At 44.6% G+C, this 23,161-nt stretch carries 23 protein-coding genes and 1 tRNA gene; 13 read left to right on the top strand and 11 right to left on the bottom strand.

Features of this window, described 5'->3' with window-relative positions:
- The 7 genes from ACL934_RS10635 to ACL934_RS10605 all read right to left on the bottom strand — a co-directional run bounded on the left by ACL934_RS10635 (nt 1) and on the right by ACL934_RS10605 (nt 7,199).
- Nucleotides 1-768, bottom strand: coding sequence for a nitroreductase family protein (locus ACL934_RS10635; RefSeq protein ID WP_413612210.1), 768 nt, complete (start codon nt 766-768; stop codon nt 1-3).
- Between the two features lie 5 nt (nt 769-773).
- Complete coding sequence (locus tag ACL934_RS10630) at nt 774-1,106, bottom strand: hypothetical protein (protein ID WP_374073348.1); 333 nt, start codon at nt 1,104-1,106, stop codon at nt 774-776.
- Between the two features lie 81 nt (nt 1,107-1,187).
- Nucleotides 1,188-1,850 (bottom strand): PilZ domain-containing protein, encoded by a 663-nt coding sequence (locus ACL934_RS10625; protein WP_374073347.1) that lies wholly within the window; start codon nt 1,848-1,850, stop codon nt 1,188-1,190.
- Between the two features lie 182 nt (nt 1,851-2,032).
- Nucleotides 2,033-4,408, bottom strand: a complete 2,376-nt coding sequence (gene lon / locus ACL934_RS10620) for an endopeptidase La (protein WP_413612209.1) — start codon at nt 4,406-4,408, stop codon at nt 2,033-2,035.
- Between the two features lie 65 nt (nt 4,409-4,473).
- Complete coding sequence (locus tag ACL934_RS10615; RefSeq protein WP_374073345.1) at nt 4,474-4,881, bottom strand: response regulator; 408 nt, start codon at nt 4,879-4,881, stop codon at nt 4,474-4,476.
- Nucleotides 4,878-6,227, bottom strand: a complete 1,350-nt coding sequence (locus ACL934_RS10610) for a sensor histidine kinase (protein ID WP_413612208.1) — start codon at nt 6,225-6,227, stop codon at nt 4,878-4,880. Before ACL934_RS10610 ends, ACL934_RS10615 begins: the two co-directional genes overlap by 4 nt.
- A gap of 84 nt (nt 6,228-6,311) precedes the next feature.
- Nucleotides 6,312-7,199, bottom strand: coding sequence for a 3'-5' exonuclease (locus ACL934_RS10605; protein WP_374073343.1), 888 nt, complete (start codon nt 7,197-7,199; stop codon nt 6,312-6,314).
- Between the two features lie 160 nt (nt 7,200-7,359).
- On the opposite strand from ACL934_RS10605, the gene ACL934_RS10600 reads away from it, so the two are divergent.
- The 6 genes from ACL934_RS10600 to ACL934_RS10575 all read left to right on the top strand — a co-directional run bounded on the left by ACL934_RS10600 (nt 7,360) and on the right by ACL934_RS10575 (nt 11,700).
- Entirely contained in the window at nt 7,360-7,953 is a 594-nt protein-coding gene (locus ACL934_RS10600) for a flavodoxin domain-containing protein (RefSeq protein WP_374073342.1), read from the top strand.
- Nucleotides 7,954-7,975: 22 nt separating this feature from the next.
- A complete protein-coding gene (locus tag ACL934_RS10595; protein ID WP_413612207.1) occupies nt 7,976-8,908 on the top strand; it encodes a hypothetical protein in 933 nt (310 codons plus the stop codon).
- An 11-nt stretch (nt 8,909-8,919) separates the two neighbouring features.
- A complete protein-coding gene (locus tag ACL934_RS10590; protein WP_413612206.1) occupies nt 8,920-9,228 on the top strand; it encodes a hypothetical protein in 309 nt (102 codons plus the stop codon).
- 325 nt (nt 9,229-9,553) lie between these two features.
- The gene (locus tag ACL934_RS10585) at nt 9,554-10,171 is read left to right on the top strand and encodes a hypothetical protein (RefSeq protein WP_374073339.1); all 618 of its coding nucleotides are present in this window, start codon (nt 9,554-9,556) and stop codon (nt 10,169-10,171) included.
- Between the two features lie 274 nt (nt 10,172-10,445).
- Nucleotides 10,446-10,838, top strand: coding sequence for a hypothetical protein (locus ACL934_RS10580; protein WP_374073338.1), 393 nt, complete (start codon nt 10,446-10,448; stop codon nt 10,836-10,838).
- A gap of 196 nt (nt 10,839-11,034) precedes the next feature.
- Nucleotides 11,035-11,700: a hypothetical protein gene (locus tag ACL934_RS10575; protein ID WP_374073337.1), complete on the top strand. Its 666-nt coding sequence runs from the start codon at nt 11,035-11,037 to the stop codon at nt 11,698-11,700.
- Nucleotides 11,701-11,711: 11 nt separating this feature from the next.
- Here the strand turns inward: ACL934_RS10575 and ACL934_RS10570 are convergent, their stop codons facing one another.
- On the bottom strand, nt 11,712-12,530 hold the full coding sequence (locus tag ACL934_RS10570; protein ID WP_374073336.1) for a DUF4476 domain-containing protein: 819 nt from the start codon (nt 12,528-12,530) through the stop codon (nt 11,712-11,714).
- A gap of 163 nt (nt 12,531-12,693) precedes the next feature.
- On the opposite strand from ACL934_RS10570, the gene ACL934_RS10565 reads away from it, so the two are divergent.
- Nucleotides 12,694-13,872 (top strand): hypothetical protein, encoded by a 1,179-nt coding sequence (locus ACL934_RS10565; protein ID WP_413612205.1) that lies wholly within the window; start codon nt 12,694-12,696, stop codon nt 13,870-13,872.
- 13 nt (nt 13,873-13,885) lie between these two features.
- Here the strand turns inward: ACL934_RS10565 and ACL934_RS10560 are convergent, their stop codons facing one another.
- Both ACL934_RS10560 and ACL934_RS10555 read right to left on the bottom strand, forming a co-directional pair.
- The gene (locus ACL934_RS10560) at nt 13,886-15,835 is read right to left on the bottom strand and encodes a methionine--tRNA ligase (RefSeq protein ID WP_374073334.1); all 1,950 of its coding nucleotides are present in this window, start codon (nt 15,833-15,835) and stop codon (nt 13,886-13,888) included.
- A gap of 118 nt (nt 15,836-15,953) precedes the next feature.
- A tRNA-Met gene (locus ACL934_RS10555) sits at nt 15,954-16,030 on the bottom strand.
- A gap of 195 nt (nt 16,031-16,225) precedes the next feature.
- Here ACL934_RS10555 and ACL934_RS10550 point away from each other — a divergent pair.
- The 3 genes from ACL934_RS10550 (at nt 16,226) to ACL934_RS10540 (ending at nt 18,444) form a co-directional block, all read left to right on the top strand.
- The gene (locus ACL934_RS10550) at nt 16,226-16,723 is read left to right on the top strand and encodes a BON domain-containing protein (protein WP_413612204.1); all 498 of its coding nucleotides are present in this window, start codon (nt 16,226-16,228) and stop codon (nt 16,721-16,723) included.
- A gap of 67 nt (nt 16,724-16,790) precedes the next feature.
- Complete coding sequence (locus ACL934_RS10545; protein ID WP_413612203.1) at nt 16,791-17,756, top strand: hypothetical protein; 966 nt, start codon at nt 16,791-16,793, stop codon at nt 17,754-17,756.
- Nucleotides 17,757-17,880: 124 nt separating this feature from the next.
- A complete protein-coding gene (locus tag ACL934_RS10540; RefSeq protein ID WP_413612202.1) occupies nt 17,881-18,444 on the top strand; it encodes a hypothetical protein in 564 nt (187 codons plus the stop codon).
- A gap of 132 nt (nt 18,445-18,576) precedes the next feature.
- Here the strand turns inward: ACL934_RS10540 and ACL934_RS10535 are convergent, their stop codons facing one another.
- Nucleotides 18,577-19,614 carry a rhodanese-related sulfurtransferase gene (locus tag ACL934_RS10535; protein WP_413612201.1) on the bottom strand — a complete coding sequence of 346 codons (1,038 nt, stop codon included), beginning with the start codon at nt 19,612-19,614 and terminating at the stop codon, nt 18,577-18,579.
- Between the two features lie 166 nt (nt 19,615-19,780).
- On the opposite strand from ACL934_RS10535, the gene ACL934_RS10530 reads away from it, so the two are divergent.
- The 3 genes from ACL934_RS10530 to ACL934_RS10520 all read left to right on the top strand — a co-directional run bounded on the left by ACL934_RS10530 (nt 19,781) and on the right by ACL934_RS10520 (nt 23,155).
- Nucleotides 19,781-21,388, top strand: a complete 1,608-nt coding sequence (locus tag ACL934_RS10530) for a peptide chain release factor 3 (RefSeq protein WP_413612200.1) — start codon at nt 19,781-19,783, stop codon at nt 21,386-21,388.
- 79 nt (nt 21,389-21,467) lie between these two features.
- Complete coding sequence (locus ACL934_RS10525) at nt 21,468-22,385, top strand: ABC transporter ATP-binding protein (RefSeq protein WP_374073325.1); 918 nt, start codon at nt 21,468-21,470, stop codon at nt 22,383-22,385.
- Entirely contained in the window at nt 22,382-23,155 is a 774-nt protein-coding gene (locus ACL934_RS10520; RefSeq protein WP_374073324.1) for an ABC transporter permease, read from the top strand. Before ACL934_RS10525 ends, ACL934_RS10520 begins: the two co-directional genes overlap by 4 nt.
- Nucleotides 23,156-23,161: the final 6 nt, after the last annotated feature.

The following is a 23,161-nucleotide window of genomic DNA, read 5'->3' as shown; positions in this document are numbered from 1 at the left end:
CTATACCTTTTTTATGAATAAGTCTTTGGCGCCACGAATTCGTTCCGCATAAACGCCATTGGAAGCTCGTTTTCCAGCGCTGACCACCATGGTGACTGCCGCGCCTCGTGGAAGGCCTAAAAGTTTTTTTACACGAACTTCGTCAAATCCTTCCATGGGACAAGAATCATATCCTGCCGCTCTGAGGGCGAGCATCAGATTTTCACAGGCTAAAGATGTCGTCTTTGTCGCCCATAAAAGATTTCCCGAAGCTCCGAAGGGGCCTCGTGGAATCACGCGAAAAAATCCTAAGATCGCAACCGCGAAAGTTTTAAAAGGCGCAAAGATGTGCAAAGGTCCATTGCCATACACGAAAGGAACAAGTTTTTCGTAGTAGGCGCGCACGCTGCGGGGAGTGTCAGGGCGGGTGTCGAAGTAGGCAAGATTCACCTTTTGTCCCAATTTCCAACGATCGGGGCGCGCCACGCAGACAATCAGAGTTTGTGATGTGCGGGCCGCAGGCTGATTGAGGCAATAGGCTTGCAAAGTTTTTAACTTCTCTGGGGATTTTACCCAATAAAATTCCCAAGGCTGCAAGTTTGAAGAATTGGGAGCTAAGAGAGCCATGTTTAAGCACTCTTCCACGACGGAATCAGGAATGACTTCATCCGTGAACACTCGAACCGAGCGGCGACTCTCAATCACTTTTTTAAATTCGCCCATGTCGCAGGTGGGGGCCTTTTCGACATAGTGCAATTCCGGAACTTCGCTAAAAATATCTTTAGACATAATGACTAGTTCGGAATTTCACATTGCATGCGGCAATCAGAGTTGCAGCTCACCCATGTGCCATCATGATTGGGTGGAAGGTGACTAGGGTTGCACGTGGTGAAGTAAGAAGCCGTGAAAGTCAAAGCACGTCCACGTTGAAAGATTTCGCAATTTCTGCGGGCATCACTTTCCGCATCGCGCTCGGCTTGGCGTTTGGCTCTATCAAGGCAGAAGTAACTATCGTTGGCACTGCAATAGGAGCGCTCGCTTCCGCGCCCATTGACGTAAACGGTTCTTGCGGCAAAAACAGATTGGGACAACAGAAGACAAGTCAGGGTTAAAACGATTTTATTCATAGAGCCTCCCACTTTTCTCAATCAACGCACAGTTTACAGTGGGAGGCAATATGTAGCTTCGTCAAAGCAGGGCGTCAGGTATTAGCCTTGGGTAAGAAATTGGACTCCGAGCTCCTGACTTTGTTCTCTCTCATTCCACTTTGTCCAGCGCACTTGGCCTTCAATCGAGACGTAGTCGCCCTCTTTGGTTTGATAGGTGAGGTTTACGAAATCTTTCTTCGTATAAAATGGCGCTTTGATCTTAAGGCAAGAGCCGTTCAACGAGATGTTTTCAAAACTACCACCCATGATGGGTTGAAAGCCGCGGTTCTCAACGCCCAAGGGGAGCATGGAAGGACTCACCATGGCGCGATTTTCGTGGGTTTCTCTTTTGTCTTGGCGCATTTCCAAGCTTTTTCCCTCCAAATAGGCAAGAATGTCACCTGCGAGATTGGCTTCTTCTGTTTTCCACAGCACGATGAAATCGCGATGGGTTTTGAGTTTGATTTTCATGGAGCTAGAAAGTTCGTTCACAACAAAGAATGTTTTTACGTTCGGAATATTCTTTTGCAGATATGAATAGATATCGAAGTGACGAATTTCTAGAAATGGTAAAAACACGACAATTATTTTTTCTCCGTCAGTACTCTGTAAAGCCGCGCGTAGGTTGTAGGGATTTTCAATCACCGTACAGTTGAAAGAGTTTTCGTTCTTAAGCTGCATGGGAATCTTCTGTGTTCCCGTAATAAAGATTTGCGTCGTCATCAAGTTCCTCCCTTGCTTGACCTCTAAAGCAAGGGGAGAGCCAACATGAAATGCGCATCTGGAGGCGTTTAGGTGGAAATGTCTTAACACCTGTCTAAGAAACCTTAACACTGTTAGAGCAGAGATCTCATTCTGAGAAAATGAGGCCATCTCCCTTATAGAGGAGATGACCTCGTATTGACTCACCCTGCGGGAAGCAAGGGTGTGCCTGGAGGATTGAGTCTCAGTTGATCCCAGCGTGGAAGATCCACACCCATGGCAACCTTTAACACTTCATTCACGTCTTCGACGAAGTGGAAACGAATGTCATGACGGATCTCCTCTGGAATCTCCTTAAGATCTTTTTCATTTTTGTTACATAAGATGACTTCGCGAACTCCGGCGCGGTGAGCGGCAATCACTTTTTCTTTGATACCACCCACAGGCAGAACACTGCCACGCAATGAGATTTCACCAGTCATCGCCAGCTTCGGATCAACAGGTTTATTTAACAACAAAGAAGCAATCGAGGTCAGCATCGTCACACCCGCGGAGGGACCATCTTTAGGAATGGCTCCGGCAGGGACGTGGACGTGAATGTCTTTTTTGCTAAAGTCCACGAGTGGATCCAGCAACGGCAATCGTGATTTCAAAAGACTGAGCGCAATTTTCGCGGACTCTTGCATCACATCACCGAGCTGTCCAGTCAACAAAAGCTGTCCTGTTCCATTCATCTGTGCAGATTCAATGAACAAGATATCTCCACCCACCGGTGTCCATGCAAGACCTGTCACCACTCCAGGAGGAAGAAGACTTTCAATCATGTCTGATGAGAATCTTTCAGCTCCAAGAATTTCTTCTAGATCTTTCACATCCACCGTCAACGTGGCTTCCGTCGACTTCACGGCTTTCAAACTCATAAATTTACAAATGGTCGCGATCTTTCTTTGCAGATCCCGGACACCGGCTTCACGCGTATAGTGCGTTAAAAGCTTTGTCATCGCTTCGTCGGTAATCTTCAAAGTATTTTCATCAAGACCATGCTCTTTGATCTGTTTTGGCCACAAGTACTTCTGAGCAATTTGTTTTTTCTCATCCAAAGTGTAACCACTTAAATCGACGACTTCCATTCTGTCCAACAGAGGCAATGGAATGCCTTCTAAAGAGTTGGCGGTCGCGATAAAGAACACTTTTGACAAGTCAAACGGCGTATCCAGATAGTGATCCTGGAACGTGTTGTTTTGCTCTGGATCCAAAACCTCCAGCATGGCACTGGCAGGGTCTCCGCCAAAGCCGCGAGTCAGCTTGTCGATCTCATCGAGAATAAAGACAGGATCGTTTTCTCCCGCTTTTTTAATTCCGGCGACGATGCGACCAGGTAAAGCGCCAATGTAAGTTCTTCGATGACCACGAATCTCCGCGTCGTCACGAACACCACCCAGGCTTACGCGCACATATTTTTTACCCAAGGCGCGCGCAATGCTTTTACCTAACGAAGTTTTACCCACTCCCGGAGGTCCGATAAAGAGCAAGATTGAGCCTTGATGTGTCTTGCGCAGCTTCATCACCGCCAAGTGTTGCAAAATACGGCCTTTGATTTTTTCCAGACCATAGTGATCCTCATGAAGAATCTTTTCGGCCTCTTCAAGATCAATTTCTTTTTGTGGCGATGATTTGCTCCACGGCAAATCCAACATCAATTCCAAGTGCGTGCGGATCATTTGGTACTCGGGCGAACCAGAGTTGATCGTTTCAAGACGTTTCAACTGATTGCGCGCAAGTTCCAATGCTTCCGGCGGCATTCCCGCTTTTTCAATGCGCTCTTTGAATTTTGCAAAAAGATCTCCGCTTTCGCCTTCGCCCAACTCATCGCGAATCACGCGCATTTGTTCGCGCAAAATTGCTTCTTTTTGAGTTTGTTGGAAGTTTTCGTTTAATTTATCGCGGATGCCTCTTTGAATTTTAAGTCTTTCTTTAAGTTCCTGCATGCGATCCAAAAGTTTTAAAGTGCGATCCTTCAAAGACGCAATTTCCAGGATCTCCTGTTTTTCAGGAATGGCGATATCAGCATAAGCCGCGCACATATTCGAGAGAGTCGAAAGATCTTCAATCTCTGCGATCATGTCCTTGATTTGCCGAGGATTTCCGGGAAGCAGTTCTAAGAGTTCGTCACTCAAAATGCGCAAACTGGACAGCAAAGCTTCTTCCGTTTTTTTATCAAGAGTGCCGCGATCTTCGACGGACTCACTCTGCACTTCAAAAAAACCTTCCTGATTGCGGCTTTGCACCACACGCACACGTTGATGTGCTTTGACAAAAACACTGTAGCTTCCATCTTCATCCATACGGAAAGACTCGATTTTCGCGAGAGTTCCAATGGAATAAAGATCCTCAATCTTCTCAACCGAAGCTTGCGGATTTTTCTGTGTTAATAAAATCACCCAGTGATTATCACGAAGAGCTTTTTGCAGGGCAGAAATACTTTTTTCTCTACCAACTCGCAAAGGCATACTTATGTCAGGGAACAAGACAGAATTCTTCAGAGGAATCACGGGGATAAAGCCAGAGACGTAAGACATTTAATACCTCATTTCTTAACCCAAGAGGGGTTAATGTAACAAACATGAGCACGAATTAAAAAACGTCAAGGCATCGGCACGCCATATTCTTCCGAAATCTTATATTTGAGTTCTTTATAGTTCACAGGCTTCGTAAAATAGCCTTGAGCCCCCAGATTGAGGGATTTTCGTATACTCAGTTCATCGTCGTAAGCACTCATCATATAGACATCAATACTAGGATACTTTTGTTTGACCTTCGCAAGTAAATCGTACCCCGAAACTTCGGGCATATTGATGTCTGTTAGTAAAACTTCAGAACCGGGGTGGCGATCTGTGGAGTCGAGATATTTCAAACATTCCCTCGCCGTCGTAAAATAATGCAAACGAATATCGCCACTTTTTATGGATTTGCGAAAATTGAGCTCACACAGAGTGCCGACGCTGCTTTCATCATCCACGACAACGACATCTAATGGAGCTGAGGCATTCATAGTTGCGCCTCCTGTAAGCGTTGTTCGCCCGGTAATTCAATCGTCACTTGAGTAAATTTATTTTCCTCACTTTCAATATGAATTTCGCCACGATTTTTTTCAACGTTCTGTTTGGCAATCCAAAGTCCTAGGCCTGTGCCTTCGCCAGCCGGTTTTGTGGTGTAAAATTCATCACAAACATTTGAAAGATGTTTCTGGGGAATGCCCGTCCCATTGTCGCGCACTGTGACTTTAAACAAAGACGGGCCTGCCTTTAAGTCGACTTGGATAGTTGGTGTAAAGGTTTCTTTGTTATTTCTATATTTCTCGCCCAAGGCATAAAGAGAGTTGTCGATGATGTTAATAAGAACCCGCTCAATGCTGGGAGGATCAAAAACATAAGCATAGACGCGGGGATCAATATTCTTTTTCACGACTAAATGGCCCTTTAAGTCCATGTCCGTGAGAGAGCGCACGTAGACATCCAGGACATGATCAAGCATTTCGGAAATATCAATCCATTCCGGTTCCAAGGCCGTTTCTTGCCGGGCCTGACGAAGCATGTTGGTGATGATTGTATTTGCGCGCTGTCCGTGTTGGTAAATCATATCGGCGGCTTTTTTGCTGGAGTCGGGATCGAGATCCTCCTCTTCCAAAAGTTGGGCTGAGTTGATGATAATATTCAGGGGATTCTTAAGTTCGTGGGCGATACCGAAAGTGATTCGTCCGATAGTCGCGAGTTTTTCTTGTGAGAGAAGTTGTTTTTGTGTTTGTTGCAGGCTCTCAAAAGCTCGTTGTAATTCGAGAGTTCTTTCTTGGGCTAATTTTTCCAAGTTTTCATTGATTCTTCGTAAAGAGTCTTCCACTGCCTGTCGTCGGTATTCCGTTCCGATACGAGCTGCAAAAAATTCGACGACCGACGTATAGAGTTCACGATCTTCCATCGGCTTATCGTCCATAATAACTAAGAGCCCAATAAGGCCCCCGTCAGAGTGAAGAAAAGGAGCTCCGATGTACGAGTCTACGTTGAGATCTTTCAGCAATTGGTCATAGGGAAAAAGATTTTGAACATCATTCGCGTAGCAATTAACGCGGGTTCCACAGATCACATTCACACAAGGGGTGTCATGGAGGTCATAGACAACGTTGTCTATGAATTTGCCGTCTGACAGAAGATAATCAGTTTGAATTTTATCCTGATTTTTATCTGGGTTGGTCTCTAAAGCATGACCGACCATCACGTATTTGACCTTAAGAATTTGTGCAATACGATGAACCAACTCTTTAATGTATTCTTTTCCGGAAAGGAGTTGGTCGACGTTATAGATCTCTTTAAGTAGCTCTAGGGCTCGAAGATTGTTTTCCATATAGAGAGACTCCCGCCACTCTATATTTTAGCACTTTCCAAGAAGAATGAACCCCACGTAGAACCTGTATGTCAGAATACAGATTTAGTTTTTAAATCCGTCAATCAGAGCGATATCGCGAGTCAGGCCGCCGAAAGGTCCGCAGTAGACACTCTCTTCAAGCCAGGACATTTCCGCTGGTACTTCGTCTTTGAAAATGATTTTAGTCCAAAAGCGATTGATATTATCCCAACTATAGCCGCGACCTTTGAGGTGATCTTTCGATTCAAACGGTGCAGAGCTTGCTACGATTTGAGTCATAGGGCGACGGGCGTTGTTAAGAAGCTCGTGCAAATAGGGCTTGTTGGAGGCCGCTTCCGGAATACTGAGAAGATACAAAAGGGCATCCACATCATTGATCGCGCGGTGAGAGTCCGTGAAAAAACCGTGATAGATATTCAGAAGTTCTAATTTGGAACTTGTAAAGCCCTTCGTACTCCAGTCGATTTGTTTGTGCGAGCACGCCCAAACTCTTTCCGTCGAAACTTTGGATTTGCGATCAATGAAAGGTCTATCAAAACGGGCATTGTGGGCGATCACGACACTGCATTCATCTAAAAGAGCATTGACGGCGTTCCAATCAATTTGGTGACCTGCGACCATCTCGTCTGTAATGCCAGTGAGTTCTGAGATTTCTGCAGAGATCGGGCGTCCTGGATCTTGAAAACTTGAATAAGATTTTCCCAGCGCGATCACTTCGCCACTATTGCGATTAAATAAAAACTGACGCAGACCAATTTCGATAATGGCATCTTCGGCTTGATTTAATCCCGTTGTTTCAACATCGACGACAGCGCCGACACGAACGATGTCCGAATTATTTTTTGCCCACTCGGGAGTCGCATAAGGAGGAGTTTGAACCGGACAGCCTTCAAGGCGGTTTAGAGTCACAGTTTTTCCATCATGCGATTTGCCAATCCAACGAAATGCCACGGACGTTCCTTTGTTTAACCGGGCTAAAAATCGCCCCGAGGAGATATTATTTTACGTCGGGTAAGGGTCAAAAACAAAATAGATTGTGCAGCGCGCGAGTTGTAAAATCAGCTCATATTTTTGAGGAGTATAATGATTTTGAAACGCGCGGAGGTGGTTTATGGCGCGAGTTCTTGTAGTTTACGAATCCAAATATGGTCAAACTCGGAAGATAGCTAACTTTATGGCCAGCAAAATGAGAAATGCGGGACATGCCGTGGATCTTTTAGAGGCCCATCAAAAAGAAGTTGTGGGTCTTTCAAAGTATGATGGTGTGGTTGTTGGTGGAGCTGTTTACGCCAGTGGTTTCCCGCGAAAACTTCAGCACTGGGTGCAAACGCACGCCGAGGTTTTGAATAAAAAGCCTGCTGCTTTTTACTCGGTCTGTTTGGGAGTGATGGATAAAGATCCCAAAGTGCAAAAAGAAGAGCGGGAAATCGTTCAAGGATTTTTTAGAAAAACGGCCTGGACTCCCCAGCAGTGGAGGATCTTCGCTGGAGGACTTAAATACTCCAAGTACAACTGGATTATTAAGAGTCTTATGAAAAGAATTGCCAAAAAAGAAGGCGCCGATTCAGACACGACTCATGATTATGAATACACGAACTGGAATGAAGTGACGGATTTCACAGAGCAGTTTTTGGCAACGGTGAAGCAGGCTCCAAGGTCTTATGAAATCCCCACGCGAGGGGGAATTACATCCTTGGATTTGTAGCATGAATCTGTTTCAATAGGGTATGGCAAAAAAGGATAAAAAAAATTTAGGGAATACTGATCTTAGAAATTTTCTCAAAGATCTGAGCTTGGCGTTTGCTGTTAAAACTGAAAAAAAATATTCTGATCTTGTTCTCGCCGAATATCCGTTCGATCATGAACTGTTAACCTTAAGTCCCATCTATCGCGAAAGTCGCAAACTTTATCTGTCGATCGACGGAACTTTTGCTCCCAGAGTGTGTTCGACGATGCGCTCGTTAAGTGCGCAAGATTTATTTAAAGATCAAATTGATTACAGTCCTCTTTTGTCGGAGCTTCTTTGGTTTAAAGATCACTCCAACGAAGTGGTTGATCCCGCTGCGATGATGAAGTCCTTGTCTTCCTATAACGAGATTTCGTTATTCCACGAACAAAATCACCGCATTGTGTGGAGACTTCTTCCGCCTGCGCCGCAAGAACAGCGGGATTTTTGCCGCTATCTGAACTTTGCAGAAAGTATTGTCGTCACCTTGGATCTTATTTTAGGCGATGAGCTAGGGCCGAAAGTATCTCCTGTTTTTGAAAGGATGAAAGCGATCTATCGTCCGGGCGGGGAGGATAAGTGGTTTCATCAATCCAAAAAAGAATATCGCCAGTATCTCCACGCACTTGTTTACTCGACTTATTTGGTTTTAGAATTGGCTCATCACGACGACATTCTTAAAGCGGTGGATTATGTTTTGCCGAATCAAAAGAAAATAAATAAAGACGCTGTTCAGAGAGCTTTGGAGTTGAGTGAGCTTTTCACGTTGAACACAAATCAGCAATGGCAGCAAAGATTCTGGAAACAGGCGCAGTCGCGGCTCGCTCTTCTGCATAAAGCGCATCCCGAGGATGCATGGTATTTGCCAGAAGACCCTTTGGACTTTGAAGAAGAGTTTGTTATCGCCAATCGTGTCTTTGATTATTTTCTTTAGGAGCGCGCGAAATGAGAATCCGACAAATGGGCTTTTCACAAAGACTGAAAGCTCATCGAAAAATTCTGACTTTAGAAACTTTAAAGTTTATCGCTGAATACCTTAAGGACCGCGATGCAAGAATGGCGGCACTTCGTTCGGGAGTTCCTGAAAACTATGCGTCTCGCCAGGGGGCTTGGTTAAAAAAGCATCCCATTGTTCTGGCCGCTCTTGAAAACGAACTCGATGAGCGGGAAGAGCTGAAGCTGAATAAAGCCATTGCAGAAATCGAACGGCAAATGGAGCTCTGTAAAGAGCTCCTCGGACTTCAAGATTATTAAAACTGGTCCCTTTTAATGTTGATGGCCAAGAGATTGCTCTTGATCAATCTTCATGAGTGTTTCTTGTCCTTATTGTCATTCTAAGAATTCATCTGCCGAATCTCGGAACTTTATTGTTGCCATCGGATACTTCCGAAGAAAATGCGATGGAGTTAAGATTCAAAGGTTTTTATGTAAGAAATGTCAGAGGTCTTTCTCAGAAGCGAGTCTCCATCCTTGTTACCGACAAAAGAAAAGGCACCTAAATCCTAAGATCTTCACTCTTTTTGCCAGTGGCAACTCTCAAAGAAGACTTGCCAGGATACTTCAAGTTAATAGAAAGACGGTGGTTAGAAAGTTCCTCTTTATGGGACTTTATGCCCATGCATTTTTGACTCATGACCGAGAACACTATCCTCCTTCTCCTGAAATAGAGTTTGATGATCTAGAGACCTTCGAACACAGTAAGTTGAAACCTCTTTCTGTAGTAATGGCAGTCGAGTCTTCAACGCGCAGGATATTGGGATTTCGAGTCGCCAGGATGCCGGCCAAAGGACTTTTGGTTAAGAAATCCTTAGAAAAATATGGAAAAATATCTGACGAAAGAGCTTATTACCGGAAGGCTTTGTTTAAGGAGATCCAGCCCTATATTCAAGAAGGGGCTCTTATCAAATCAGATGAGAATCCGCATTATCAAAAACACGTAAAAGCCTTCTTTCCAAAGTCCCCTCATGTGATCTTCAAAGGAAGAAAGGGATGCGTTGTCGGTCAAGGGGAGCTTAAGTCCGGTGGATTTGATCCTCTTTTTAGTTTAAATCACTCATTTGCGATGTTTAGAGCTAACATAAACCGACTCTTTAGAAGGACTTGGAATACGACAAAGAAGAAGGAGCATTTGGCAGTTGCGATTGCGATCTATGCTCTTTATCACAATTTAGAGTTAATCAAAAATCCTAGCACATGAATTTTTGATCCTTCGTTCTTGAGAGGCCGTTTCTTTCATTCAACAATTTCTGGCTCGAACGAGCCTCCTGAGAGGGTACTCTCAGGAGGGGATGTCATTGGTTTTTTCTATCCACAGTGAAAGGGACCAGTTTGAAGCCAGTCCGTTTTGGAACTCATTAGGAAAGTTTTTCTCATCTTTTTAAGTCAAAAAGCATATAGCGTTTATTGACCGGCACGAAAATCGCAGAATAGGTCCACGGACTTCAATTACAATTTATTAAGGAGAATTTTCGATGAGATTTCTAGTTCTTGTTTCGATGCTTATTTCTTCCGTTTCTTTTGCTGAAATTAAACCTCACGGTACTTTCGTTCCGTATCTTTGCGGTCAATCTGAAAATCAAGAGCAACTTTGTTTTGGCAAAACTGTGGGCTTTAAAGATCAGTACATTTCTATCACTTTGGCAAATGGCGCTGAAGAGATCTTTAAAGTGACAAAAAGAACTCCTATCAATGGTGGAATCAATCCGCAATTTTCTGCTGAAAAAATCCAATTAAAAGCTGAAAATCAAAAGGCGGTTGCGGTTGTCCGTATGAATGGACCTAACGCTACGTCGGTGACTGTGACTTTGGCCTCTGGTGAAACGCTGACATTCACGGACTTCGAAGCGGTTTTCACAACTCTGTAAAATTAAAATAGAATATAAATTCCCCAAAGGGCTGGTTGAAAAATCAGCCCTTTTTTATTTACAAAACAGCATGGAAATCAGAGCGCTCTCTTGGAGATGATAAAGGGTGTCTCATCGTGAGACACCATCTTCCAGAAGTAACTCCTAAGTTAAAAAAGAGCGCGGCTTTACCGATAGTGATACCACAGGAGTTCTCATGAAGATCGGTTCATTCCAGAAGGCATTGCTCGTTCTTATTTCTTTTGCATCAGTGATGGCGAATGCTAATGAGCTTATTGGCTCACAAGCGCCTGAAATCAAAGCGCACCAGCTAGATCAGAAGTCCTTGGCGATTTTAAAAGAGAAATGCGCTAATACCGGAATGCTCACGATTCCAAATAGATCCGAATGCACTAGAGAAGTCGATGCTGCTGTTTTAACCCAAGAATCATTTGATTACTGCCAAGGGAAGGAACGTCTTAGTGACTTTATTTCCTGTATTGAGAACTTGAGCGGTCGGGACTATCCGCATTCATACGTTGAGGCCTGCAAAAAAGTTCGAGATAGCAACTTGACTAGCATCAAAATGTGCCATGAGTATTTAGCTCAGACAGAGTCAAGCTTCGATTCCGAAGCATTTCATTTCTGTTTGGCGTCCAACGAAGGTAAGTTTCACTATGCAAAACCTTGCATCAATGCCATTCGTGATCGCAAGGTGGATGCGCAGAAACTAAAGCGCGAGTGTATTGATGAACGCGCCATGGGTGAGTCTTTTAACGACTGCGTTTTCAGATTGACGGACAAGGCGCCCAGTGTGGCTTCTTGTGTGAAGAAAGCGTCACCGTCTTCGTCGTCAGCGGTTTCCCGTTCGGGAACCCGCTAAAAACGGCCGATTTACTGAAGGCCCACGATTCTTCGAGCCTCGTCACGATCAAAGTACGAAAACTTGTCTTCGATCATCTGGGCGAGGTTTTCTTTATCCGTAACATAAGCATGCAGTTTTCTAAGTGCGATAAATTTACCCTCCGTGCGCGTAAATTCTTCGATGACTTGTCCAAGTTCATCGCAAATCAAAGCGGGTGTTTTTCCCGTCGCACGATAAGACTCAAGGTAGTTTTGAATGACAGCTTCTTTGTCTTCTTGGAAAGAGGCGCGATCCAAATCCTTTAAGAAAGTGCCGTTGTCCATGGCGATAAAGCGTTTTGAGATCAGTTTTCCAACATTGTAAACTTCGATTTCTGCATTCTGTGGCAAAGTCAAAAGCACACGGATGTAGCAAGCGCCTTTAAGTTCCGTGATTTTTCCGTTTTGAATACGAATGGAACAAGCATAGGAGCCGTACTTATTAAGCTTTAAAGTCTTTGTACCGAGCTCCTCATCGATATTCACGCCACTTAAAGAGTAAGAAGAGTCTTTTGCGACGGTGAAAAGTTCAATGCTCGCAGCATCTGCTGGCAATTTATCGGAATACTGAAGTTGGACATCGTTAGTAAAGCCAAAAAGATCCATTTGGATTTTTTGAATGTTTTGAGTTTGCAGATTGAAACTTTCTTTGCGTGGGCTGAACTCAGAGGGAATGCTATCCCAATGCACGCGTTGAGTCCCAGGGCCCGACGGGTTGTCAGATTTTTTATCGTTGTCGTCGTTACTGCAAGCGCCAAGAACAAGCGCACTCAAAAGTCCTAATACAACAAGACATTTGCGATTTTTCATACCTTCCCCCCATGTAGGTTCAGAGTTATCTTGTCCGGAGGAATAAGTCAAATTACCGGCCTACCGGGATTGGGGGCTGCCCAGAGGCTGCAAGCGGATGTAAACTTTATGTCTATCGTCATTGTAAGTTGACCGTACGTAGGCTCAGTCATAGGGGAGAGGCATGGCGAAAATCATTTTCTTATCTTATTTCTTCATCCTGGCTTCTGCATTTGCGGAGGCCGGAACTCCAAAAACCTGTCGTGCTATTTTAAATGGAAAAGTGACCCCTGCGGATGTCAATCCGGTGGAACTTCCTATGATGTTTTATCCTGATGATCCGATTCATCCTCGTTCGGCAAATTGGAATGGTCCTCTGCGCATGGAATCCTTCATTGCTCCCGCTTCGCAAGTCCTCACTTGCGGCAAACCTTTTGCAACTGTGGATTTTGGGAAGATCGGCGTTCTGGGAACAATGCCGCCGGCGATTCTCACAAATCCTTGGATAAAAACGGGGTGGGATGGAAAGACCTATCCTGTTGCTCCCATCAATATTGCTGCGTCTCCGTCAGACAGCTATGAGTATTCTCTTCCTCTCGTTCGTTTTGTTGGTATTCCCTCTACTGTGATTGATCTTGTTTCTCCGGATGGAACCTCTGATATTTGCAGTCATACAAATTTACCTCTTCCGACACCATTGCTTCAAACCTCGACAATTGAGTTTGATGCCTCAGCTCGCTATTGGGATGTGACAACCGACGGGGAGTACAGATGGGATGGAAATTCTTTTGGAAAAACTCTTTCGCCGCAATTTGAAGTCAAAGATCCTTCGATCACTATCGTGTGTGATGATGTTTACACATATGACGCCACATTTGAGTGGCCTTACGAGATCAAAGAAGAATTGTGTCCATGCTCCGTGCATAGAAAGATGACCATGCACGGGGAGTTTGGTGTCATTGAAGATAATAAACTTGTTGGCTATATCGACGTTGAAAAGCCCACGGTGACTTCGACAGGAGCGGTTCAGGGGTCCTACACGGGAAGTAAGTTTACGATTTATGTCGAAGGTCACCTATACACCGATAGTGAAGGGAAAAAACGCGTCGATCTTCCGTTCTTGCGGGGCGGGGAGGGAATCAGTTGGAATTTTCTTTGGACGTGTCCCTTTGGCAGTACGCCAGGAAATCTGCCTGCAGCAGTAGCGGAGTATCTTAAGATTATAAATTATGAAGCAGAGATGGAAAGTCTTGAGCGTAGTGGACATTTCGTTCTGCAAGCAGATCTCGACGATCAAACTTTCTCTATCGACAAGGGTGGTCAGGGGGCCGTCACCTTCCGTCGCATCTGGAAAAAGAAATAAGAGCAGCTTCGGACTATGAGTCCGAAGCGGTTTCTGTTTCTGGAACTGCCGGGAAGTAGACGCCCTTAGGATTGATCGCGTGACCCGCAGGAATTCCTGTGCCCAACTCTTCAGCACGGAACACAGATTCCGGCAAGTTGAGGGACTTGCGAAGTTCGTTCATTGTTTCAGGAACAAAAGGCGCAAGCATGATCATCAAGTTTTTCAAGACGTAGAAGCACGTGAACAAAGCGTCTTTTCTTTCAGCTTCATTAGCACGGTCGTCGTGAGGTTTAAACTGCGTAAAGAGCGAGTTGATTTGTCGCGCGTAGTTTTCAACTTGTCCAAGCAGAGTGGAGTAGTCCCCCTTTTGCATAGAGCGTAAGTATAACTGCACAAGCTTCACTGTTTCTGCTTCTGCTTTGCCAATCAACTTACCTTCAGGAACTCGACCGTTGAATTTCGAGTTGCAGGCTGAAATAGGTTTTTCAAAAGCCGCATTCATAGGTCCCGCTAAGAATTTGTTTCTTTCCGCGAAATGTTCAAAGTCAAAGTTTGAAGCCTTCACTGGCAAGCTTAATAGAGCCAAGAAGTAACGAACTTGATCTGCGGAATAACCCATCTCAAGCAATTGATCGCCGGTGTAGAAGTTCCCTTTCGATTTACTCATTTTTTCGCCGTTTACCATCAAGTGGAAAACGCTCAAAATCTCAGTCATCTGCAAATCGCCTTTTTGCGGAAGTTGCAGAGGATTTTCTTTGTGGCCGAGCCACATAGAGCCTTGCATGATCACGTAGAAGAACACGTTGTCTTGTCCTAAGAACTGCACAACAGTGGCCTCTGGGTCACACCAGAATTCTTTATAGAGATCTTTACTGCGTCCTGATTTTTCAAGAGCCACTTGTGTAAAGACAATCGGAGCAATCAAAGAGTCTGGCCAAACATAAAGAGTTTTTCCCTTCATGTCAGGATCAAGTTCCGCTGGAACCGGAATTCCCCAAGATACGTCACGAGTGATCGGACGGTAAGCCCATTTATCTGTGATGGTAGAAGGGATTCCCGCAGCCTCAAGAACAGACTGTGCTGTTGCAAGATCGGCCTTGGAATCAAAAAGACATTCAACTTTTTTACCAGCGACATAACGAGATTTATGCTTAGGCAAAGTCTCTTTGATTTCTCTGTATTTAGCTTCGTGTTGATTTTCAAAACGGCAGCCAATCAAGACAGTGTTGATCACCTCTTGAACGACAGCAGAACGCCAAGCTTTTTGTTTTGTCTCAATCCACGTTTTTAATGGATCCGCCACTTTCCACATATCAAGCCACCAGTGAGCCGTGTCTTTCAACTCTGGCTTCGCATCACTGAGCTGACTGCGTGGATCTTGCAAAGTACTTGGATCAAATTGAGTTCCGCAAGCATCGCACTCATCAGAATAGGCTTCGGTGTTGCCACAGTTAGGACATGTCCCACGCACGAAACGATCTTGCAGGAAGCGATTCATTTTTGGGTCGTACCACTGTTTAGTAACACGCTTTTCTAAAACGCCGTTTTTAAAAAGACGACGCAAGAAATCTTGAGAGTATTGCTCATGCAAAGGATATGTCTCTGGACGAGATGTGCCCGTGAAGATATCCGTTTGCACAGAATATTTTTTTAAAGTGTCTTTTTGTTGTTCATGAATGGTGTCGATAAATTCACGAATTGTTTTACCGGCTTTAATAGCAGCCACTTCGCTTGTTGAGCCGTGATCGTCATTGCCGTTTACGAACAGCACATTTTCCGCGCCGATCAACATGCGCATCCAGCGGGCGTAAATGTCAGCGGGAACGTGAGCTCCTGCCAAGTGTCCTAAGTGCAGAGGACCATTGGCGTAGGGCATTCCTGCGGTAACAACAACCTTTTTAGGTTTTTTAAACATGTTGAGAACGGATTTTACATCCGTTGGCGGAGAGAATTTATTTTCGGGTTTTGATCCTGGCTGCATATTAACCTCTAAAGGTCTAATTTAGCTAAAATCTGAGGATGATGCACTAATTTTGCTGCTTGAAAGTATCAGAATCTAAAAATGGAAAAGGCCCGAAGGTTTACCTTCGAGCCTTTATTGGTTGCGGGGGCAGGATTTGAACCTACGACCTTCGGGTTATGAGCCCGACGAGCTACCAGACTGCTCCACCCCGCGACAAGGAGATATAGGTATAGGTTGAAAGCGGTATGGGGTCAATGCTTCATATTTGTTTTTCTAAGATAATACTGTGTATCATTCGACAAATTCTTCTTCGAAACAATGAGTCTTGTCTGAAAACGACAATCAATACTAGGGGCTTCTGCATTTTTGCTTCAGAATTCATCACAAGTGCAAACATAAGGAGCAAATATGAAAGAAACAAGTAAACCTCACGGTTTAAGAAATCTGCTTATTGGTGCTTCCTTGGGGGTGGCAGCTATGTACTTCTTGGATCCCACAAGAGGCAATCAGCGACGAGCTGTGGTTCGTGACAAATTCATTAGCATGGCCAAACGAATCGAACGCCGCCGACAAAAACTTTCAACAGACATCAAGAATCGAGCGATAGGCACGACGAAAGAAGTGGCTCGTCATTTAAGAACCGAACATGTGGACGATGCGACTTTGGCACAACGAGTGCGTTCCGAGTTCGGGCGCAAGGTTCGTCATGCCAGAGCCGTGAAGGTGGAGGTTCGAGATGGTGTGGTGACTTTATCTGGACCCATTCTGAAATACGAGGTTCGCCAGCTTTTGAGATGCGTTGAAAACGTTCCTGGAGTGCAAGCTGTCGAGGATCAACTCGATAAGTATGACAGCGCAGGGGATATTTCCAGCCTGCAAGGAAAGGGCGCTGACTATTTTCAATAGAGTTCTTGGGGCGAGATTGCCAACATAAAGAAAGCATGGTTCATTGCTCTCCGAAGAAGGAGAGTCTATGAATTGGAAAAACCTTTTAAAAGTTCTCTCAATATCCTTAGCACTGGTTGTCGTTATGTTGGGAGGACTTGCGTTCTGGGGACTTTCAAAATTACCTTCTGCTTTCGAGATCAAACAATCTCTCACTCCGCCAGCTCTTAAGAAAGCAGATGCCGGTGCTCACGGAAAACCTGAAGGAACGACGGAAGCTTCAGCCGCCAACAAAGATGAGAGTCCTGCTGTCATTTCCGATGGGGCTCCTTCGGAGGCACCTGCAAAATCAAATGTCACTGCCAATACGACGAAAGTTCTTCTTGAGAACTTTACTGATACACGAAAACCCTTGGTGGAGGGATGTCGCAATCTGGCTCAGGCTTCCGAAAGTCATTTTATGCGGGACCCAGAAAGTGCTTCAGCAAAATATTTTTTTGAATCTTTAGCGCAGGAACAAAAAGATCCGTTGGTGGAAACAGCGGCTCCCATTCTTCGTTATATCTTTAGAGCTCCCGGCATGCAGTCTGTTATCGAAATGGTGATGAAAGCCGAAGAGATAAAAGACCTGGGGATGCTAAAGAAGGCTGAGTTCTATTACGAGATTTATCGCGCCGGGGATTTTTTGAAGGATCATAAAGACGACATGGATGTGATTCTGCAAAAAACCTATAATATGCATCATCTCGCAAAAGCCGTAGCACAAAAACCAGAGCTCGCCAAAGATGCTGCGACTCTCAGCTTTTGTGAGCAAATGGAAAAGAACGTCAACGACAGCGGAACTTACAACGCCGATCAAGCGGCGAGTGAAATGATGAAGTTTCTAAGTGATTCGGGAATTGATCCTAAGTCCATCGACTATGATCCGAACTATAGATCGAAAGTGAAATTGAATCTATCGAGTTCCCAAGTCTCAATCAATGACACTTGGGTTGTGAAACTATTTGCGAGAGACATCGAAAAGGCCCACAAAGACCCAACAGCGAAGAACTAATTCTTCGCTGTTGGCGAAATATGCCAGTATAACTTACGGCGATTAGTCTTTAGTCCATTAAGACCCCTCGGCATAAAGAAACATTGTTTATATGCCGAAACGGATTAGAAGATTATAGCTTAAAGTGAAAGTGGGAAAAGGTCATATGGTCTATCTAGTGTTCATTCTCAGTTTGTTGATTGTTTCGTGTACACCTAAAAAAGAAGTTGTTCAGCAAGTTCAAGTAATTAAATGTGAGCAAGGTAAACCAGTTACTGGATATTTCTCTGTAGCAAAAGATACACCCATGAAAGAGAAGCCAAGTCATAAATCGAAGACTAAGATAAATGCTAAAGCCACGGAGTTGCTTGGTAAGGCAGACTATAGAATATTGGATGGTGATTACAGGCTTAAATCATTCTGTGAAACAGAAAAATGGGTTTATGCAATGATAGTTAAAATTGACGAAGCTGATGTTCAAGGGGAATTTGGATGGATTCCAAAATCAGCAATTAAAGATTTATCTCAACAAGCTCCCCCAAAAAATCGCAAAGCTGAAGATAAGTTTGATTGTTATGAAAAAGGAATAAAGTATTATAAATCTATAGGCTCTTATCCAAGGCTCTCTACGGGGGAATCTGCCGAGCAAATTACCGAGCTTAAGTGTAGTCGAACTATTGGTGCTTTTGATACTGGGTTATTGCAGTAATACACCTAGCTCTTCACTTGGGTTGTTTGAATATCAAGTGTTGTCCCCCAGTCTTGCGATGTAAAATATAGCTCGGATACATTTTAACTGCGGGACTCTATCCCTAGATGGGATAATTTCAATTATAGAAAATTAGTTTTTCGTTGTGACTGTTTGGGATTCGCCTTTTTCATTCACAGTGACAATCTTGGTTTTTGAAACACGGATCGTTGGAATGTCCTCAGCTCCTTCGGCTTTTAGTTTTTCCACTTCAAAAGGAACCACTTGCTTAGGACCTTTTTTGCCAGGGTGAAGTTTGTACTGGTGAGCACAGTTTTTAGAACAAGTGTCCTTCTTGAATTCAATTTCTGCGCAATCCACACAGATTAATTCTTCGGAGTCGCAGCGTTTGCACGAAATTTTAATTTCTGACGGCTGACCACAGTGCGGGCAAAGACCGTACTTCGTCGAAGGTTGCAGATTCTGATCCAAAGCCACGCGATGATCAAAAACGAAGCATTCTCCTTCGAACTGATCATTCGGGAATTCTTTCATGTAATTGATGATGCCGCCATCAAGTTGGAAGACGTTGTCATAACCTTGCTTTTGCAACTCCAAAATGCCTTTTTCACAGCGGATTCCGCCGGTGCAGAAGATCAACATTTTTTTATCTTTCGAAATACCCTGGCTTTCGATGTACTGAGGGAAGTCCGTGAACTTTTCAATGTTCGGATTTAAAGCGCCTTTGAATGTGCCGATTTTGTATTCATACCAGTTGCGTGTGTCGATCATGACGTAGTCATTTTCTTCTTTCATCACGCGGTTCCACTCAGCCGGAGTTAAATGCTGGTTTTTACCTTCTGGAGGCATCATTTCCGGAATGCCGGTCGTCACGATCTCTTCGCGAATTTTTACTTTGAAACGACGGAAAGGAGCTTTGTGGGATTCAGAATCTTTAAAGAACAAGTTCGGAGCTGAGAAATAGTCACGAATAAACTGCTTCCAGGCATTGAAGGATTCGATAGAAGAAGCGGCACATGTCGAGTTAAAGCCCTCATCGCCCAGGATCACTAAGCCTTTGATATTCAATTCATCTGCTTTTGTTTCGAGATCTTTTTGAACCGCAGGAACATCTGCAAGTTTCTGAAATTTATAGAAAGCCGTAACATAATAGGCCGAAGTCGAAGACATATTGTCACCTCAGTTGTCCAACCCAGGCTCCAAACCAGGGGGAGTTGAAATTCGCCTCTGGTTATAAGGTTCCTCGGAAAAGGAATCAAGTATTATCTATGCGGGGCGGCAATCCCTTGTAAGCTTTGGATTTCCCAAGTAAAAAGAAGCCTTTAAAGGAACAAAAATGCTCGCGACACCTCAAGTTCAAAAAGAAATCCAACGCCGTCGTACTTTTGCCATTATCTCGCATCCAGATGCGGGGAAGACGACTTTAACTGAAAAACTTCTCTATCACGGGGGAGTGATCCACGAAACGGGAGAAGTGAAGGGCAAGCAGGGCACGAAAGCCGTGACTTCGGACTGGATGGCCATGGAGCGTGAGAAGGGGATCTCCATCACGTCTTCAGTGATGACATTCGATTTCGAGGGTCTACGCGTAAACCTTCTCGATACTCCGGGGCATAAAGACTTCTCTGAAGATACTTACCGCGTTTTGATGGCCGTGGATTCTGCATGTATGTTGATCGACGTTGCCAAGGGTGTTGAGGAACGTACGAAGAAACTTTACGAAGTCTGCCGTCTGCGCAAAGTCCCTATTTTCACATTCGTAAACAAACTCGACCGTGAAGGTAAAGACCCACTCACCTTGATTGATGAAGTTGAAAAAACTTTGAATATGCAATGCTATCCGGTGACATGGCCTTTGGGGATCGGACAAAGATTCCGTGGTATCTACAATCGCCTGACAAAAGAGATCTGGGTTTACGATCAGCGCCGTGAAGAAGTGGAAGACTACAAAATCATTCCATTTGAAAAAGGCAAAGACGATCAAATTCTCTATCAATACCTCGATAAAGAATCTGCGGATCAAGTTCTGGAAGAACTCGATTTGATCGAAGGTGCCTTGCCTCCATTTGATGTGAATGAGTTCCTGAATGGGACGATTTCTCCTGTGACTTTTGGTTCTGCTAAGCAAAACTTCGGGGTGGACACGTTCCTGAAATTCTTCACTCAGTACGCTCCCGGTCCTCAAGCTCGTCATACGAAAGACGATAGAGAGATTGATCCTTGTGATGCGAACTTCACAGGCTTTGTATTTAAAATCCAAGCCAATATGGATAAGCGCCATCGTGACCGTATTGCCTTCATCCGTATTTGTTCAGGTAAGTTTGAACGCGGCATGAAAGTAAAACACTCTCGTCATGATAAAGAGTTGCGTCTTTCTTACGCCAGCCAGTTCGTCGCTGCGGATAAGGAGACTGTGGATGATGCATATGCCGGTGATATCGTCGGCGTCGGTGACACAGGAAACTTTGCTATCGGCGACTGTGTGTTTGCTTCTGGCAAAGTGCATTTTGAAGACATTCCAAAGTTTGCACCAGAACTTTTCGGCCGCCTGTCGGTGCGGGATGCTTTGAAGCGCCAAAAGATGCAAGAGGCTCTTAATCACTTGTCTGAAGAGGGTGCGATTCAATTGTTCATTGATCCTATCGTAGGTCCTCAGGATCCGATCATTGGTGCGGTCGGTGAACTTCAATTCGAAGTTCTTTTGCGTCGCTTGCAAGATGAATACAATTTGGAAGTAAAACTCAATCGTTTGCCATACGGTGTGGCTCGTTGGCCAAGAACTGCAGAAGGAAAACCTGTCGCAGAACTTAAAGGCGGAGCCAATATGTTCCGCGATTTACAAGACAACCCTGTGGTCCTTGTTAATCAAGAGTGGGACTTGAACTGGCTGAAACGCGAAAACCCAACCGTCGAATTCCAAACTAGCATTAGTCGCGCCCGGTAGGCCGGGAGGCCGCAGTGCCGAAGCGCCAGGGGCGCGTAGGCTGAAGCAGCGCCCAGCAGGGTAACAGATTGGAGTAGCAATGAGTCTCCCATTAGAAATCCAAGACCTCCGCAAGAGGTATAATGAAAGTGCCGTTGAAGCTGTGAAAGGAGTTTCTTTCACAGTGAACGGCGGTGAAATCTTCGGACTCTTAGGGCCCAATGGAGCCGGGAAGACCACGATCATTTCTTCCATTACGACTTTGGAAAAACCCACATCGGGAACAGTGAAGGTTTTCGGTGTTGACGTGATCAAAGATCCCATGTTCACAAAAAAGCAAATTGGTGTCGTTCATCAGGAAGTCATCAATTCGGGCTTCTTTGATGTCGAAGAAATTCTAAAATTTCACTCTGGCTACTACGGTCTTCGCAAAAACACTGAGCGCATTCATTTTCTTTTAAGCAAGCTGGCTTTGTATGAGCATCGTCATAAAAAAGTGAAACAACTTTCAGGCGGCATGAAGCGCCGTTTGATGATTGCAAAAGCCCTTGTACACAATCCGAAACTTTTATTGCTTGATGAACCTACGGCCGGAGTCGATATCGGTCTGCGCGAAGATCTTTGGAGATTTGTGCAAGAACTCCGTAACGAAGGTATGTCGATTCTTCTTACGACTCATTATCTGGAAGAGGCGGAACAACTCTGCGATAGAGTCGGAATTATCAATTTAGGATCTTTGGTGTGCCTGGGAAATACGAAGGAAATCATTCGCCAGTACACACATAAAAAGATCCGCATGCTTTTAACGGAAGTCTTCCCGTTAGAGTCTCCGTATCTTGTTGAGGTTGTCGGCAAGGAATACTTCTTTATCGTTCCTCAGAATAAACCTTTGGGTGAAGTGATCAGTGAGGTGGGAATTCCCACTCAGCTCATTAGTGACGTGCAAATCGACGAAGGTGATCTGGAAGATGCCTTTTTAAAACTTGTTAGTAAAAAAGATGTGCAGGTGCCGCTATGACTGGATTTGTAACGATCTTTCAAAGAGAAATAGCTCGCTTCCTTAAGGTCATCGTGCAAACGGTGATCACACCCTTTGTTTCTTCCTTTTTGTATCTTTTGATCTTTGGTGTTTCTTTAGGTGAACAAATGGCATCACATCAAGGTGTGAGCTATTTGTCGTTTCTAATTCCCGGTCTGATGATGATGGGACTTATTAACAACGCTTTTCAAAACTCATCTTCTTCCATTGTTTCATCAAAATTTTCAGGTGATCTTGAAGATCTGCGCGTGGCCCCAGTCACGGACCGCGAAATCATTTGGGCGATGAGCTTGGGGTCTGTGGTGCGAGGCACGATTGTCGCTTTGATCACCTATGTGGTGGGCTCCGTCTTTATGCTTTACCAACAAGGCGAATGGCTCACGATTGCGCATCCATTGATTGCGTTGTTTTTCTTGGTTGTCGCGGGATTGATCTTCGGGATGATCGGCATCAGCATTGCCTTTTGGGCAACGACCTTTGACCAACTCTCGGCATTCTCCGCGTTTATTTTGCTACCGCTGACTTACCTAGGAGGCGTGTTCTTATCTATCGAACACTTACATCCTTTCTGGCAGATGGTTTCAAGAGCCAATCCTCTATTGTATCTTATCAACGGTCTTCGTTACGGGGTTCTTGGTGTCAGTGACGTGAATGTATGGACAGCGGGACTGATCTCTTTGATTGGTTTTGTGTTCTTTTACGTAGTGGCTCATTGGAGCCTAAAAAAGGGTTCTTTCCAGCGTTGGTAGAATAAA

Origin of the sequence: Bdellovibrio sp. HCB-110 (assembly GCF_047323225.1) — a bacterium.
Lineage (GTDB): Bacteria > Bdellovibrionota > Bdellovibrionia > Bdellovibrionales > Bdellovibrionaceae > Bdellovibrio.
This window is presented reverse-complemented; position numbering and strand designations above follow the sequence as displayed.

Bases quoted from the DNA above. Each gene is read 5' to 3' on its own strand.
- ACL934_RS10635 (WP_413612210.1), bottom strand. From the start codon at position 768: ATGTCTAAAGATATTTTTAGCGAAGTTCCGGAATTGCACTATGTCGAA.
- ACL934_RS10630 (WP_374073348.1), bottom strand. From the start codon at position 1,106: ATGAATAAAATCGTTTTAACCCTGACTTGTCTTCTGTTGTCCCAATCT.
- ACL934_RS10625 (WP_374073347.1), bottom strand. From the start codon at position 1,850: ATGACGACGCAAATCTTTATTACGGGAACACAGAAGATTCCCATGCAG.
- lon (WP_413612209.1), bottom strand. From the start codon at position 4,408: ATGTCTTACGTCTCTGGCTTTATCCCCGTGATTCCTCTGAAGAATTCT.
- ACL934_RS10615 (WP_374073345.1), bottom strand. From the start codon at position 4,881: ATGAATGCCTCAGCTCCATTAGATGTCGTTGTCGTGGATGATGAAAGC.
- ACL934_RS10610 (WP_413612208.1), bottom strand. From the start codon at position 6,227: ATGGAAAACAATCTTCGAGCCCTAGAGCTACTTAAAGAGATCTATAAC.
- ACL934_RS10600 (WP_374073342.1), top strand. From the start codon at position 7,360: ATGGCGCGAGTTCTTGTAGTTTACGAATCCAAATATGGTCAAACTCGG.
- ACL934_RS10595 (WP_413612207.1), top strand. From the start codon at position 7,976: ATGGCAAAAAAGGATAAAAAAAATTTAGGGAATACTGATCTTAGAAAT.
- ACL934_RS10590 (WP_413612206.1), top strand. From the start codon at position 8,920: ATGAGAATCCGACAAATGGGCTTTTCACAAAGACTGAAAGCTCATCGA.
- ACL934_RS10580 (WP_374073338.1), top strand. From the start codon at position 10,446: ATGAGATTTCTAGTTCTTGTTTCGATGCTTATTTCTTCCGTTTCTTTT.
- ACL934_RS10575 (WP_374073337.1), top strand. From the start codon at position 11,035: ATGAAGATCGGTTCATTCCAGAAGGCATTGCTCGTTCTTATTTCTTTT.
- ACL934_RS10570 (WP_374073336.1), bottom strand. From the start codon at position 12,530: ATGAAAAATCGCAAATGTCTTGTTGTATTAGGACTTTTGAGTGCGCTT.
- ACL934_RS10565 (WP_413612205.1), top strand. From the start codon at position 12,694: ATGGCGAAAATCATTTTCTTATCTTATTTCTTCATCCTGGCTTCTGCA.
- ACL934_RS10560 (WP_374073334.1), bottom strand. From the start codon at position 15,835: ATGCAGCCAGGATCAAAACCCGAAAATAAATTCTCTCCGCCAACGGAT.
- ACL934_RS10550 (WP_413612204.1), top strand. From the start codon at position 16,226: ATGAAAGAAACAAGTAAACCTCACGGTTTAAGAAATCTGCTTATTGGT.
- ACL934_RS10545 (WP_413612203.1), top strand. From the start codon at position 16,791: ATGAATTGGAAAAACCTTTTAAAAGTTCTCTCAATATCCTTAGCACTG.
- ACL934_RS10535 (WP_413612201.1), bottom strand. From the start codon at position 19,614: ATGTCTTCGACTTCGGCCTATTATGTTACGGCTTTCTATAAATTTCAG.
- ACL934_RS10530 (WP_413612200.1), top strand. From the start codon at position 19,781: ATGCTCGCGACACCTCAAGTTCAAAAAGAAATCCAACGCCGTCGTACT.
- ACL934_RS10525 (WP_374073325.1), top strand. From the start codon at position 21,468: ATGAGTCTCCCATTAGAAATCCAAGACCTCCGCAAGAGGTATAATGAA.
- ACL934_RS10520 (WP_374073324.1), top strand. From the start codon at position 22,382: ATGACTGGATTTGTAACGATCTTTCAAAGAGAAATAGCTCGCTTCCTT.